This window comes from Thermosediminibacter oceani DSM 16646 (assembly GCF_000144645.1).
Lineage (GTDB): Bacteria > Bacillota > Thermosediminibacteria > Thermosediminibacterales > Thermosediminibacteraceae > Thermosediminibacter > Thermosediminibacter oceani.
The window spans coordinates 27781-42276 of record NC_014377.1 but is presented as its reverse complement, the minus strand read 5'-3'; the positions used below and the strand labels follow the sequence as shown (position 1 = coordinate 42276).

The window sequence follows — 14496 nt, the reverse complement described above, 5'->3', positions numbered from 1 at the left end:
AAATACTTAAATCCTGCTACGGCACGAAAAATATTAAACTATCCGCGCGGCCGCCGGCGTTTTTCTGCGGCGCTTTAAAGACTCCCGGATGGCCTCAATTGCGCTGTCATAGTGTTCGTAAAATATCACTATAAGGTCGCCGTCCTGGGCGTTTTCCAGAGCAAAGGTTATAGCTTCTTCTTCCTTTAAGATAACATCAATCTGATCTTTTTTCAATCCGGCACTCAAAGCCCCCTCCAGGAGAAGCGACGCTACCTCGCCGGGCTTCCTGCCACGCGGGTCTTCGTCCTCTTTAATTATAAGCCGCTGAAAGCCCCTGCCCGCTACCTGGCCCAGCTTCACGATGGCCTCGTCACGACGGTCTCCGGGGCTGGCTATCACGCCCACCATTCGCGCGGGGTTCATGGACCTGGCGGTGCCTATAATGGCTTCCAGGGCCGCCGGGTTATGGCCGTAGTCCAGGATTATCCTTATATTGCCTTCGGAGATGATGTTCAGGCGGCCTGGATTCGTACTTTCATCGCACCTAAAGTCCGAAAGAGCCCGGCGTATGGTTTCAGCGGGCACGTCCAGCGCCCATCCGGCTGCCGCAGCAGCCAGCGCGTTCTGGACGTTATGCCTGGCCCTTCCGTTCATGGCAGCGGGTATATCGGCCACTTTCATCAGGGAAACGGATTTATCGCCTTCCTGGAAAAAGATAAAACCGTCCTTCACGTATACGCCACGGCCGCCTTCAGCTATGTGCTTTCTGAGCACCAGATTATCCTCCTGCAGGCTGAAAAAGATGACCCTGCTTTTTACCCTTTTTTTCACCTCCACCGACGTAATATCGTCGGCGTTCAGCACGGCGTACCCTTCGGGTTTTACCTGCTCCGCCACCAGGGACTTGACGAACATCAGGTCCTCCAGGGTGTTGACACCGTCCTGCCCCAGGTGATCGCCGGTTATATTTGTAATTATGCCCACATCGGCGTATTCGTAGGCAAGCCCTCCGCGGATGAGGCCACCTCTTGCGATTTCCAGTACCGCGGCCTCCACGGATGGGTCCAGCAGCACCATTTTTGCGCTTTCGGGGCCGCTGCAGTCGCCCCTTCTTATGCACATACTGCCGACGTAAACCCCGTCGGTACACGTCATGCCGACTTTTAGGCCGTGAGCCGACAGAATGTTTGCTACCATCCTCACGGTGGTGGTCTTTCCGTTGGTGCCGGTAACCGCCACCAGCGGGAACCTCGGGGGTTCCTGCGGGAAGAGCATGTCTACTATCGCCCTCGCCGCAGGTCTTGATTCTCCCATGGAGGGGTAAAGGTGCATCCTTATGCCCGGCGCCGCGTTGACTTCTATCACGGCACCGCCGCTTTTTTCCACCGGTATTGATATGTCTTCGGTGGTGATATCTATGCCGGCTACGTCCAGGCCTATCATGGCTGCGGCCCTCTCGGCCAGCATCCGGTTTTCCGGGCATACCAGATCCGTCACGTCCACGGCGGTGCCGCCGGTGCTCAGATTACCGTTTTCCCTGAGGAACACGAGCTCTCCTTTCCCGGGGACCGTATCCAGCGTATAGCCCCTGCGGGCCAGAACCCTCAGGACGACAGGGTCAACTTTTATTTTTGTCAGGGGCTTTTCGTGTTTTTCACCCCTCACCGGATCCCGGTTGACTTCCTCTATCAGCTCTCTTATGCTGCGGATGCCGTCGCCCACGACGTGGGCCGGTATCCTTTCGGCAGCACACACAAATTTTCCGCCCACTACCAGCACCCGGTAATGCCTACCCCTGATGTACTTTTCTACGATCACCCTGGGGCTGTACCCGGCAGCCAGTCGGAAGGCTTCGGCAACTTCGGCTTCATTTTCTAGATTCAGGCTTACGCCGTTGCCCTGATTGCCGTCAACGGGCTTTATGACCACCGGAAACCCCAGCTCTCTGGCAGCCCGGACGGCTTCTTCCTCGCTACATACCACGGTGCCTTCCGGTACCGGAATACCGGCCAGGGTGAGCATCTTTTTTGTGAGGGTTTTGTCGCAGGCTATATCCACCGCAACGCAACTGGTTTCTCCGGTTATAGTAGCCTTTACCCTTTTCTGGTAAGCTCCGTAACCCAGGATGAGCAGACTTTCGTCCCCCACCCTGGTGACGGGTATGCCGCGGCTTTTCGCTTCCCTTTCGATTGCGGCTGTGCTTGGTCCCAGCTCCATTTCGGCACAATAGCGCTTGATTCTTTCAAGCTCCCCTTCCAGGTCGAGGTCGGATCCCCGGGCCAGGGCATTCACCAGCCTGAACGCAAGCCTACCGGCTTCAAGAGCCGCGAATTTGCCCTTATAGCTGAAAACTATATTGTATGTGGTTTTCTCCAGCCTGCGCGCCCGCCCGAACTTTACGTCCTGCCCCAGAAGGTTCAAAATCTCCAGGGCCACATGCTCTATTACGTGGGGAATATAGGTGCCTTCTTGAAGTCTCATCAGAAAACCGCCGGGCTCCTCGAAGCAGCAGTGGTGCATAGCAAGCCCGGGTAGTTTTTCCAGAAGCCTCCGGTTGAACCCCTCGATATCTTTGGTGGGTATGTCCTCGTATTCTCCTACATCCACCAGCATTCTTATCACAGGCTTTGGGCTGTAAATATTGGGCCCTTCAATAGCCTTTATGTCAACGATATCCATTCATTTTCCTCCCTCAAAAATTTCACAGAAACTCTTAAAAATATACTATCCATTTCCGGAGCGTATATACGTCCCGGTTGCTTCACCTTTTAGCGGCTTTCTGTTTTTCATGTCGAATCCGAAACCCGGTGAAAGTATGTGGATTTTGGCGTTGAACATCGCCAGAGGTTCGCCCGATTCGAGCTCGGAAACGTTGGTGAAATCCACGATGCTCCCGTCTACAACGGTTACCGTGTTGGAGCCTATGACCCGGAATTTCCCATCGGGGCTCACGAGTATTGCCGTGTCCTCGTCTATACCAACCCCCAGGATGTACGGGTTCTGGGCCACTGCCAGCAAAAGCCGCGACATCCTGCCCCGCTGGGCGAAATGCTGGTCCACCACCACCTCCTCCAGAAGCCCCAGCCCCGGGGCCATGCTGACCGTGCTGCCCTTGGGCGCCTGGTCTCCGCTACCACCTATTATCATTGTGTCGCTCATTGCTGAGGCTCCGGCGCTGGTTCCCGCCACGATAACGCCTTCCCGGTATGCCCTGTGCAGGGCATTGTAGACCCTGGTTCCTCCGAGGAGGCTGGTTATGCGCAACTGGTCACCGCCGGTAAAAAAAATCCCCGTGGAATCTAAAATTCGGTCCGCGATCTCCTCCCTGTCAGCCTCTTTGCGGCTTTCTATGTTGAGGGCCTGTACGTCATGGGCCCCCAGTTCGGAAAAAATCTCGATGTACTCGGCCCCTACCTGTTGTGGATCCTGGGCCGCCGCCGTAATTACGGTGATACGGGCGTCCTTTCCGCCGGAAATATTTATAAATTTTTTTAAAATTTTACACTCTCCCTTCCGGTCTTCCGCCCCTCCTATGATTATCAAAAACCCCTTAACTTTTTCTCCCAAAAAAATCACCTCAGGGTTATTATCCCCTTAAAAGCGCAAAAATAAAAAATCCCGCGCTAACGCGGGAAAATCCCATTAATACATCCTTCTTGGGATTATAAGCCGCTGGCCAGGATATATGAGGTCCGGGTTTTCCAGGTTGTTGGCCTGGATGATGGCCTCCAGGGTCACATTGTAGCGTTTTGCGATCTTCCACAGAGTATCTCCCTTCTGGACGATGTATATGGTCATGGTGGGGGAACTGTCCTTTTTCTCCTTTTCCTCTTTTTCTTCTTTCGCACCTTTTTCGATTTGCTTTACATCCACCACCACGTCCAGCTGGACCATCTTGGTGACCTTGGCGAACAGCCTTACGACAACCCTTACCTCAAACCTGCGGCAATCATTCGGTTCGACCTTTGAAGAAACGTGCTCCACTTCTACGTCGAAGTCCAGCATCATGTCTTCTCTGGCTCCGGGGATCTCCACAAAGACGGTGAAGGGCACCTCGTGTTCTACGAAATGCAGCGGCTGCTGCGGATGATGGGGCGGCACCGATGCTACATACAGGGTCTCGAGCTTCAAAACACCGTCAACTATTACCTTGTCGTCAATGATGCGGGTATCGGTGACCTTGGCTTTCGCATTGGTCTTGAAGATCTGTTCTATCGGCGGTTTTTCCAAGGGTACGGTAAGCGCCTCTTTAACAACGACCTGGTTTTCGTCTTCTCCTATGACCTGGTCCACCTTCAGGCGGGTCTTCTGGACGTCCAGCATCTGGGACGGACTGAAGAGGTCCTGTACCACTTCTATCATCTTTGGCTCGAACACCCTGGCTTTTATGTCCAGTACTGCCTCAACGGTCAGAGTCCTTTCGTCCTTTTTGCGGGCCCTTATGTGCTCCACCTGTACTTTTACAAACTTAGACATGTCTTCCCGGGCGCCCTCGACCTCTATAAACTGGGTAAACGGTACCTCGGCCTCCATGAAGTGAACCGGCTGCTCGGGTTTGTCGCAGGGTACATCCGCCACGTAAAGCACACTGATTTCCAGTACACCTTCGACTATTATCTTGCCGTCGAGAAGCTTGGTTTCGTTTATCCTTGCTTTGCCCTCGACCTTTATGATCTCCAGGATATCGGGTTTCTTTTCGGGCACCGAAACGTCGCTTTTTACAATCGCCTGGGTTCTGGCTTCACCTACCACGTTGTCTACCCTAATGTTCTCCCTGAGAACCTGCAGGTCAGCGGGACCGGTTGCATCGACTACTATCTCGATCTGCACCCTCTGGGTAACCTTTACGAAGAATTCCACTACTATCCGTACTTCTATTTCCCTGGGCCTGTTCTCCTTACAGGAGAACTGTACGTGCTCTACCCTGGACTTGACGCGGACGTCCATGTTCTTCTTGGCACCGGGGATCTTCACGAAAAAGCTGAAGTCCACCGTGCCTTCTACGAAGTGGACCGGTTGAGATCCCGAGGGAACGCATCCCACGTACAGGGCCTGGACATCGATGGATCCTTCCACCATTACCTTGCCGTCGAGGATGTTTATCTCCAGGCTCTGAGGGTTGACTTCAGCTTCAACCGACAGCACCCGCTCGATATCGGGTTTTCCGCCCGGGAGCAGTATGATGCCTTCGACCACGGTCTGAGCCCTGTCTTCCCCGACCACCTGGTCCACTCTAACCAGTTCCTTAGAGAGCTTAACTCCCATGAGGCTTCTCCCCCTTTCTTAACAAATGGAAAATTCTTTATACTACTCCTAATAATATATATGAATGGCTTGACGAATATGTTACAGCAAAAAACAAAGACAGGCATCTTTCGACACCCGTCCTAAAAAATCCAGCGCACTCAGGGAAGAGGGTGAGCTTCGGGCGTGTCGGTACCGTCTTTGGCTTTATCACTCGGAACCGGCTCCACCGGCTGTTCTTGTTCGGCCTTTTTATCTTCCGGCTGTTCCGGTTCCTGGCTTTCCGGCTGTTCTGGTTTTTGACCTTCCGCCTGCTCGGGTTTCTGGCCTTCCGGCTGTTCGGGTTTCTGATCTTCCGGTTGTTCGGTTTTCTGATCTTCCGATTGTTCGGGCTTTTGACCTTCAGGCGGTTCCGGAACTCCAACCGGGTTTTCTTCGGCCGGCAACGGTTTTACAGGCTTCTTTTTCTCCTTCGGTGGCTCTTTTATGCAGCCTTTTTTGCCGATGAAATACTTTCTTGCGAAAAAGTACAAGACGACAATTGCAACTCCAAGCCCCACCGTTAATCCGAGCAATAACATGAGAATCCCCCTTTCTATACTATGCGGATTTTTCCGAAGGGTTACTGTAAAAGAAACCTTCATTCCGGTAATAACAGTATATTAATTCAGGTCAAAAAGTGACAAAAATAAAACCCGCGGAATTTTCCGCGGGTCATCTCGAATAACTATTCACAATATGCACAAATTATCCACAGGAAATACACACATTGTGAATAATTTAGTTCGTACCTATGAAGGTCTGTGTGAACATCTTACCGTAGGGGCCACCGTCTACGATGCCTATGCCGATACGGTTGTAGTTGGGGTTCAATATATTCGCCCTGTGGCCGGGGCTGTTCATTAATCCTTCGTGGGCTCTCTGGACGGTGGGGGCCCCGGCTATGTTTTCACCGGCGTACCTGTAAGAAATTCCTGCCGCCTTTAGAGCATCGAAGGGTGTACCGTACGTGGGCGATGTATGGCCGAAGTAATTGTTTTCTATCATATCCTTGCTCTTCTTCCTCGATATGTCCACAAGTCTCATGTCTATTTCCAGGGGCTTCAATCCTGCTTTCACTCTCTCAGCGTTCACCAGGTTCAGCATTTGCTGTTCATCGGCTGTCAGGCCTTTAACCGGAGGTGTTATGGGTTTGTCATCCCCCGGTGCGGGCTGGGGTTTAGGCTGGGGTGCGGGCTGCGGAGCGGGCTTGCTGAGGGTCTGCCCCGGTAGTTTCGGGATGGTAATGTTGCACTTATAGGTCCCGCCTTCTAAGCCCTCAATGGGAATACGGAAGGTCTGGACTTTACCGTTGTAATTGAGATTAACGGTTATCCAGCCGGCCGCAGAGGCGACTCCCGGCAGCAACACCAGAGCCGCGAGCAGTGTGAGTACGATTAGGTTCCTTAAAGGCTTTCTCATGCTTTTTCGCCTCCTTGGTTTTAAAATTTGCTATAATTATATCTGTATATGACGAATAAGACAAACTCTCAATAGTCCCTTAAAAACAAAATAAGAGGGATGACTCTCCCCTCTCTTGCCGGGTTACCGGCAAAGCGGTAAATATCGCATACATGGCTGATATGTCCTGTAATGGCAGTTTTTTAAAAGGTCACTTTTAACAGCTTCAGCACGGCGGATATGGGGTTAATAAGCGTGACCAAGTCGGATCCAGCAAACAAAAGACCTACCGCTTCCATATTTTCGTTGAGAACCAGGGAACCGCTGTCACCCGGCTGTGCCATCGGTCCCGTCAGGATCTGGTCGTAAAAGGTCGCCTCTTCACCGGCTCCCATCATCACTCTAATCTTGACGTTGAGGGCTTTTACTTCACTTTTGGAGACTCCGCTGGTGCGCCCGCTCTTGACAAGAGTCATACCGATGCGGGGCTCCGCGATACCCCTGATTTCACCGAGGTCCAGTATCTCCGGAGAAATGTAGTCGGGATTTATAGGCTTTGCCACCGCTGCATCGACCAGGTTATAGGCGGCTCTGTGTTTCATAAAGGCGACCCGGTAATCGGGCCTTATCATTCTGACAAAAAAGTTCAGGAGATTCTCCCCCCGGCGTGCTATGGGACACCGGCTGTGGGTTACGTCCTTTTCTACGGGAATAAACCTGTAAAGGTGGGCGATGACATCCTCGGGCCCGCCGCCGTCATAGGGGCCCGGCTGCATGATGGGGTCACCCACTGCCGCCCTGCCATCGCGTCCGTTGCTGGCGTTGGCCAAGACGTGATTGTTCGATAGAATCAGGGGTTCGCCGGTGATTTGGTCCCTCACCACGGCTCCAAAAGTGCCTGCGGTGATTTTGTAATGCCCGATGCTCATCCCGGGCATGGCGGGCCTGGTCTTCTGAGTCCTGGCCGTAAGAAGCCTAACATCGCCTACCTCGATTATATCCGTGTACACCTCGTCCAGCTTTTTTGGCACCACTTGGCTTGCCGGAAGCTCTCTTTCAGGTTTTTTCTTCCTCACCAGGACTATTACTGCCGGCTCGTTGGTGATCCTTCCCTCAATAATCTTATATCCCAGGCCTGTGCCTACCACATTTTCCAGCCTTAAAAGCTTTCTTTCGTAACGCCGCAAAATTCTCTCGGCTCTTAACACAAAGACCCCCCTTTACTGCCGCTAGCCGCTTTAATATATAATATTCAGGCAGGGGGTCTTTGTTTAAAAAAGGGTAAAAAAAAGCCCTTTTTAAAAAGGACTATTTTGACCCACTCTTTTCTTTCTGGCACAGCGTAAGCTGGACAGTCTCGGTAAGTATATCCGAGTAACTGTAGGAAATTCGCCTTACGAAGTCGGGGGATTCCTCGACCCTGATAACGAATATACTGGGATAAACCTTCTCCAGTATACCTTCTTTCTCAAAGGTCTTCTTACGGCCCCGGTTGGCCCTTACCCTCACCTTTTGACCCACGTAGGGCTCGATGCTCTTCCTGATCCTGAGAAGAGTGTTCTCGGTGGCCATGCAACCTCACCCCGCTAAGAAAAATACAAAATTCATGATAATTATTATAACATTTATGCTTCTGTATGTCAAATATTATAATATTTTAGCAACCCTGATGTCTTTTGTCAACAGATTTTTCCCGGGAAAAAAAAGGCCTATTCTTTTAAAAGGCCCTGATAATATGATTTTATTCCGGATAAAATGGCTCTGGCCGCCTTTTCCCTAAATTCGCGTTCCGAGAGCAGCCTCTCCTCCTCGGGATTGCTGAGGTGAGCTACGTTTACAACGATACAGGGGATGTTGGTCTCCCTCAGAATATAAAGGTCGGCTTCCTTCACGCCGTGGTCCGTTAGGTTCAGGGCGGAAATTAACTCCCTGTGAACGCAGAGTGAAAGCATCCTTGCTTTTTTGTCCCCGGGAAAATAAAATACCTCCGTCCCCCCCATGCTTTCGTCGCTGTGGAAGCTTTGGTGGATGCTCATGGCGATGTCGGCCTTGTTCTGGTTGATTATCTTCACCCTTTCGGAGAGGCTTTTGTATTCGTCTTTTTCCCTGGTCATGACCACCTGGGCCCCTTCCCGAACAAGCATTGCCGCGAGGACCCTCGCTATCTCCAGGTTTACGTAGCCCTCGGAAAGCCCCATGGGTCCGCAGTGGTCGGCCTCTCCTCCCCGGCCGGGGTCGACGGCCACCACCTTGCCGGAAAGGGGTTTGGCCGCGGTAGGTTTTACTACATCGGACAGCTCCACGCCCGTAAAGTAGAACTTCAGTATCTCGTCAAAAGGGAATCCCAGCAGGGCCATTCCCATAGCGCCGCACTGGCACATCCCCAATCCGTGGCCAGTCCCTAAGGCCTCGAAGGTAATGCTGGACACTTTCCAGCCGAAACGGGTGGACGGTAGGTCCAGCAGTTTTTTCACGTCGGTGCCGTCGAATACCCTATCGCCTATCCTCATTCTTTTGACCCTGCCGGAAGGGGTACTCTGGACTTCATCCACCAGGCCGGGCAATTCCCTTTTATCGAAGCAATTTTCGTCCAATTTGATGCCCAGCCGCTTTTTAAGCTGTCTTATGGAGAAGGTCCGGGTGACCCGCCAGTAGGGAGAGTCCTTGCAGTAATTGCACTCCACCCGCCTGAGGTAGGCCACCCTGTTACCCCATACGCTCTCGGAATCCTCGGTGTACCCGCCGCACGCGCGGTGGTATACCGCCTCTATGGGCTTGCCGTTAAAGGTGAGTATGATCCCAAAAGTGTCCTCCACCGCTTTTTTAATCCTTTGCATGTACTCCCCGAACCTTGCCCCCCAGAGCTTCCTGCGGTCATCTTCATCGAGAAAACCCTGGCAGTGGAGGGGGTCGCTGCACAGGTCGTAATCCGGGTACCTGCGGCATCCGGTGCCGCCGAAAGCCCTCATTCTCCGCACGGCTATGGTTCTGGCGCATATAGCCTGGGCTTTGAGGGCTTCCGGCGGGAACTCCGCCGGCATGGCGTAGGCTACCGCTCCGGCCACGTATTCTTCCATTTCGAGTACAAGGTGCCTCTTTTTCTCCACGTCAAATACTCTGACTTTAAGTCCGTCGCATTCTTCCGCCATATCATCACCACCCGGATCAATCGTATGGAGAACGCGGCAGCCCCTCCCGCAGCTTGCCCCGGGTTCCTATACCGCCTATACCCTTTATACCGGTTATAGTGGCTTCTATCACATCTTTCGCGGAGACTATCTTGTCGATGGGAGTAAAGGCTATTTTTTCTATGACGAACACCGGGTCGAGAGCGTGGATGAAAACCCGGTGGGGTGAACTGGCAAAATTCGCTCCAGCTTTGATAAGCCCTTCGTAGTGGGACTGGCAGGCGCCGGCGAATATAACCAGGTCATCCAGAGAGGGTTCGTATTTTCTAGCTTCCTTGACCGCTTCTATGAAAAACTTGGAATTCCTGTAAGCCTCTACGTTGTTGAAGTCACTGCGGTTTTTTAAAAGTCCGTCGTGTCCGGTTATTACAAGGATATCGGGATTGTATTCCATGACGAGCTTCCTTATCTTCCCGGGCTGATCTTTCTCGGACAACTTCACACCGTGGGCCTCGATGCCTAACTGCCTGTAAGTGGTCAGGCAAAGTTCCAGGTATTCCTCATCGCCATCCACATGGAGCACCTTCCCGGGAATATAAAAAAAACCGTTTTCATCGGAATCTCCCCTCTTCAGCCTGTTCATCTCCACTTCTCTGCGGTAAAAAATCCTCTCCAGGCACTCGTTGTATTTTCTTATATATTCCTTTTTGTACTCGCGTATTTCCGAAGCCGAAGGAAACACCAGGTCCTCCAGCGGGGCGTCGGCAAATATTCTCACGTTTATGCCTCTCAGCAATGCGATGTGCTGTTCTTCTCTTATATCAACCACTTTAAAGTAAATATCCTTACCGTAAGACAGCCGCGCTACCACATCCCCCACTTTTATCATAGCCATCCCACATCTCTCCTCGTTCCAGCGGCATGAAATCTTTTAGAGTTTACTACATAATATGTTAGCAGAAATGGGTGTGTTAACATCTAGAAGGGGTGAAAAAATTGAATATAGCTGTAGTTCCCGCAAAGAACGAGCAGGGTAGGATAGGCAAAGTACTGGATAATCTTAGCGATACCGCAGTAGACCGGATAGTCGTGGTACTGAACGGCAGCAGGGACGGAACACTAAAAGAGATAAAGACCCAGAAACTCCCGAAGGTAGAAGTCCTGAGTTTCAGGGAACCGCTGGGGTATGACATCCCCAGGGCCGTAGGAGTTTATTACGCCCTTAAAAAAGGAGCCGAATGCGTGGTCTTCGTCGACGGCGACATGACCGGTAATCTGCTGCCAGCGGTAAACAGGCTCGTCGACGCCGTTGTCAGTGAAAAAGTGGATCTAGCCATGACGCGGATCCAGCCCGAGATGATTTCGGAAAATGAGCTCGCCAGAGAGCTTTATTTATTCCGCAGGGTCCTTAACGAGCGCCTGGGGTTATACAAGAAGGTGGGAGTCGCAATCCCCTCCCACGGACCCTGCGCGGTTTCAAGAAGGCTCATGGAAAAGGCCGATATAAGGGATTTCGCCGTTCCTCCCGTGATCCTGGCGTTTGCGGTAAAAAATGACCTGCGCGTGGAAGCCCCCGTCGAGATGCACAGCAGGGAACTGGGTTCAAAAGTGCGGGGGTTTTCACACGCAAAAAAAATCGCCGATACCATCATCGGCGATATTCTCGAGGCTCTGGCCTTTTTCGAAGGTAAGCCCCGGAAGCGTATTTTGCTTCAGAAAGAATACCAGGGCTATAATCCCCGGCGGCGCTTCGACCTGCTGGAAAGATTTATAGCCCTTTACGGCAGAAATTTTGATTTCAATCCGTCTACTTAGTGTATTTATCCGCAACCTTGGTGGCGCCGAAGGCCTGGGGCTTTATCTTCACCTTGTAACCACTGCTCATGACCCACCCCACCACCTCGCGGATCAGTTCCTTCGTATCTCCGTTCTGACCTATATCTACGTGGATTTCCACGTCCATGTTGCGGTAGCTGGTCTTTGACAGTTCTCCCTTCAGTAAACTCACCGCTTCCAGGGAGAGGGACGTCTCGGTATATACCTTATGCCGCAGGCTCTTCACCTGGGGCATAATCTTCCGCTGGTAATAATACCGGGCGCCCTTCCCCACCCGGTGAACTATAATTGCCGTCACGAAGCAAACGTTGTCCCGGGCTTGAGAGTCGGTACCGATAATGAGCTTGTAAGGCGCATTGGGTTCCTCTTCCATAAAGGCGATGATGTCCTTTACAACTTCTTCGATGGGAATCCTTCCTTTTGTAGGGCTGATAAAGTACATATAAATCACATCCTCAAGAAATAAAACTCAATATATGTACAGAGGCCCCCATCTTCAAATTATATGCGCCTAAAGCCCATCCACTTACGCTTTATGAACAGTCCTTTAAATAGTCTTTTATTTCCCGCGCCAAGGCTGCAAACTCCTCTATGGTCAGCGTTTCGGCCCGGCGGGAGCCGTCGATTCCCGCCCTTTCGAGCGCTTCTTCCACATCGCCGGCGAAAAGCGAAAGCCTGCTCCTGAGGGAGTTTTTGACGGTCTTTCGCCTTTCGCCGAAGGCGGCCTCCACAACCTTGAAAAACAGCCTTTCGTCTTCAAGGGGTACTGCGGACCCCTCCTTCAACACCAGCCTTACCACCGCCGAATCCACCTTCGGAGGCGGCAGGAAGGCCGACCTTCCCACATGGCATACCAGATCCACGTCGGCGTAAAGCTGCACAGCCACGGATAGTATGCCGTAGTCCTTATTGCCCGGCGCGGCCACCAGCCGGTGAGCCACTTCCTTTTGTATCATAATAACCGCCATTTCGATCAAATGGCGGTTATTTATTATCTTCATTATCACCGGACTGGTTATATAATAGGGGAGATTAGCCACGACCTTGAACTTCCCGTCGAAGTACTCCCGCCATAGCTTTTCCATATCTAATTTTAACACATCTTCCCGCAATAAACAAATATTATTATAACTTTTTGTCAATTTTTCCAGCACCGGGATAAGGTTCGGATCCTTTTCCACGGCTACCACTTTCTTTGCACGCCGGCAAAGTTCAAGGGTGAGCACCCCGAGGCCCGGACCTATCTCCAGGACCTCGTCGCTCTCATTCAGCCGTGCGGCTTCCAGCATCTTATATAAAGGAGCCTCATCAATGAGAAAGTGCTGGCCCAGGCGTTTGCTGGGCCTTATGCCGAACTCTCTCATTATAGCCCTGGCGTTCAATTCTCTTCCCCGTCCTTACCCTCGTAATGCCTCACTCTGAAACCAACGCCGAGTTCCTCGGCAATCCTTTTGCATTTTTCTATATCGATCCCCGGGACGTCTACCACCGTCAGTACCACCTTGGGCACGTAGTTCTTGCACCTTCTCGCAAATTCCAGCACGGAGAAAAAGGCATCCTCTCCGTAATCCGAACGGCACAGTTCGTGGTACTTTTGGGCGTTTTCCGCATTGAGGCTTATGGAAACCGTATCAATGAGCCCCTTGAACTGCGGGGTAATGTCCTCGCCGTATATTAGGTTGGCCAGGCCGTTGGTATTTATCCTTATCGGCAGGTTCGGATAATTCTTTTTAAGGTAGCGGGCCACGTCGAGGACCACCTGCAGGCGCATGAGCGGTTCCCCGTAGCCGCAGAACACCACTTCCCTGTACCCGCTAGGATCCCCTATAGCCTCGATAATCTCCTTCGTCGTAGGCTCCTTATCCAGCCACAGGTTGTACCCTTCGATCCCGTCGCCCAACTGCCTTATGCAGAAGGAGCACCTGTTGGGGCACCGGTTGGTGATGTTAAGGTATAGAGAATCTCCTATGGGATAAGCTATCATATCCATTACACCGTCCATTAAGTTTGATTTTGATGCAACGCTGTTATTTTAACACAAACGCAGCAAAATTAAAATACGCCCGAGTTGTTTTGGCTTAACGGCGCCCCGGCTTAAGATCAATATTAAACAGGCTCACCGCATTGCGGCAGGTGATTTCCACCACCTCTTCCACCGGTACCCTCCAGATTTGGGCCAGGGCCGCGGCTATATAAGGCAAACGGGTGGGATCGTTTCTCTTCCCCCGGAAGGGTTCCGGCGTGAGGTAGGGACAGTCGGTCTCTATAAGAACCCGGTCGCGGGGAAGGCCGGCGGCCACCTCTCTCGTTTTCGCGGCGTTTTTGAAGGTCAGGGGGCCGCCGAAGGAGAAGTAAAATCCGAGCTCTGCAAGCTCCGCCGCCATTTCCGGGCTTCCGGAATAACAGTGCATGAGACTCTTTCGAACACCCGATTTTTTCAAAATTTCCAGGGTGTCGCAATCAGCCTCCCGGCTGTGCACAACCACCGGGAGACCCAGTTCCCGGGCCAGGGAAAGCTGTTCCTCGAAAACTTCTTTTTGCACATCCCCGGGGGAAAAATTGTAGTGGTAGTCCAGGCCGATTTCCCCTATGGCCACCACCTTCGGATCCCGGGCCATTTCCCGTAAGGCATCGAGGTAATCGGCAGGAACCCGGGAGGCCTCGTGAGGGTGCACACCGACGCAGGCGTACACGAACCCGTACTCCCGGGCAAGCTGCAGGGAAAAGCGGCTGGTCTCCAGGTCCGTGCCGGCATTTATGACCTTTATACCCTGGCTTTTTATTTCTTCCAGCAGCTGGTCCCTGTCACCGTCAAAAGCCTCATCGTCCAGGTGGGCGTGAACATCGACCAGCATTATATCACCCC

The 14496-nt window shown here is 52.2% G+C and carries 14 protein-coding genes; 1 reads left to right on the top strand and 13 read right to left on the bottom strand.

The features are described 5' to 3' along the window. Window positions 1-33: 33 nt before the first annotated feature. From cphA to yabG, 9 genes are all read right to left on the bottom strand, one after another. Window positions 34-2661 (bottom strand): cyanophycin synthetase, encoded by a 2628-nt coding sequence (gene cphA / locus TOCE_RS00215; RefSeq protein ID WP_013274891.1) that lies wholly within the window; start codon window positions 2659-2661, stop codon window positions 34-36. A 45-nt stretch (window positions 2662-2706) separates the two neighbouring features. Continuing rightward, window positions 2707-3549, bottom strand: coding sequence for a cyanophycinase (locus TOCE_RS00210; protein WP_013274890.1), 843 nt, complete (start codon window positions 3547-3549; stop codon window positions 2707-2709). Window positions 3550-3624: 75 nt separating this feature from the next. Continuing rightward, window positions 3625-5247 (bottom strand): DUF3794 and LysM peptidoglycan-binding domain-containing protein, encoded by a 1623-nt coding sequence (locus TOCE_RS00205; RefSeq protein ID WP_013274889.1) that lies wholly within the window; start codon window positions 5245-5247, stop codon window positions 3625-3627. Window positions 5248-5387: 140 nt separating this feature from the next. Next, window positions 5388-5807 carry a hypothetical protein gene (locus TOCE_RS12205; RefSeq protein ID WP_013274888.1) on the bottom strand — a complete coding sequence of 140 codons (420 nt, stop codon included), beginning with the start codon at window positions 5805-5807 and terminating at the stop codon, window positions 5388-5390. A gap of 199 nt (window positions 5808-6006) precedes the next feature. Next, entirely contained in the window at window positions 6007-6687 is a 681-nt protein-coding gene (locus TOCE_RS00195; RefSeq protein ID WP_013274887.1) for a CAP domain-containing protein, read from the bottom strand. A 182-nt stretch (window positions 6688-6869) separates the two neighbouring features. Further along, window positions 6870-7874: a hypothetical protein gene (locus TOCE_RS00190; RefSeq protein ID WP_013274886.1), complete on the bottom strand. Its 1005-nt coding sequence runs from the start codon at window positions 7872-7874 to the stop codon at window positions 6870-6872. A 100-nt stretch (window positions 7875-7974) separates the two neighbouring features. Beyond that, window positions 7975-8238, bottom strand: coding sequence for a Veg family protein (locus TOCE_RS00185; RefSeq protein ID WP_013274885.1), 264 nt, complete (start codon window positions 8236-8238; stop codon window positions 7975-7977). Between the two features lie 137 nt (window positions 8239-8375). Then, window positions 8376-9815, bottom strand: a complete 1440-nt coding sequence (spoIID, locus tag TOCE_RS00180) for a stage II sporulation protein D (RefSeq protein ID WP_013274884.1) — start codon at window positions 9813-9815, stop codon at window positions 8376-8378. A 16-nt stretch (window positions 9816-9831) separates the two neighbouring features. Further along, a complete protein-coding gene (gene yabG / locus TOCE_RS00175) occupies window positions 9832-10689 on the bottom strand; it encodes a sporulation peptidase YabG (RefSeq protein WP_013274883.1) in 858 nt (285 codons plus the stop codon). Window positions 10690-10790: 101 nt separating this feature from the next. Here yabG and TOCE_RS00170 point away from each other — a divergent pair, with 101 nt between their 5' ends. After that, window positions 10791-11609 (top strand): glycosyltransferase family 2 protein, encoded by an 819-nt coding sequence (locus TOCE_RS00170; RefSeq protein WP_013274882.1) that lies wholly within the window; start codon window positions 10791-10793, stop codon window positions 11607-11609. On the opposite strand, the gene TOCE_RS00165 is transcribed toward TOCE_RS00170, so the two are convergent. From TOCE_RS00165 to TOCE_RS00150, 4 genes are all read right to left on the bottom strand, one after another. Then, window positions 11602-12072 (bottom strand): ribonuclease H-like YkuK family protein, encoded by a 471-nt coding sequence (locus TOCE_RS00165; RefSeq protein ID WP_013274881.1) that lies wholly within the window; start codon window positions 12070-12072, stop codon window positions 11602-11604. The two genes, TOCE_RS00170 and TOCE_RS00165, sit on opposite strands and share 8 nt — an antisense overlap. Window positions 12073-12163: 91 nt before the next feature. Then, the gene (rsmA, locus tag TOCE_RS00160) at window positions 12164-13012 is read right to left on the bottom strand and encodes a 16S rRNA (adenine(1518)-N(6)/adenine(1519)-N(6))-dimethyltransferase RsmA (protein WP_013274880.1); all 849 of its coding nucleotides are present in this window, start codon (window positions 13010-13012) and stop codon (window positions 12164-12166) included. Next, window positions 13009-13620, bottom strand: coding sequence for a TatD family nuclease-associated radical SAM protein (locus tag TOCE_RS00155; protein ID WP_013274879.1), 612 nt, complete (start codon window positions 13618-13620; stop codon window positions 13009-13011). Before TOCE_RS00155 ends, rsmA begins: the two co-directional genes overlap by 4 nt. Before the next feature lie 88 nt (window positions 13621-13708). After that, entirely contained in the window at window positions 13709-14485 is a 777-nt protein-coding gene (locus TOCE_RS00150) for a TatD family hydrolase (RefSeq protein ID WP_013274878.1), read from the bottom strand. Between the last annotated feature and the right edge of the window lie 11 nt (window positions 14486-14496).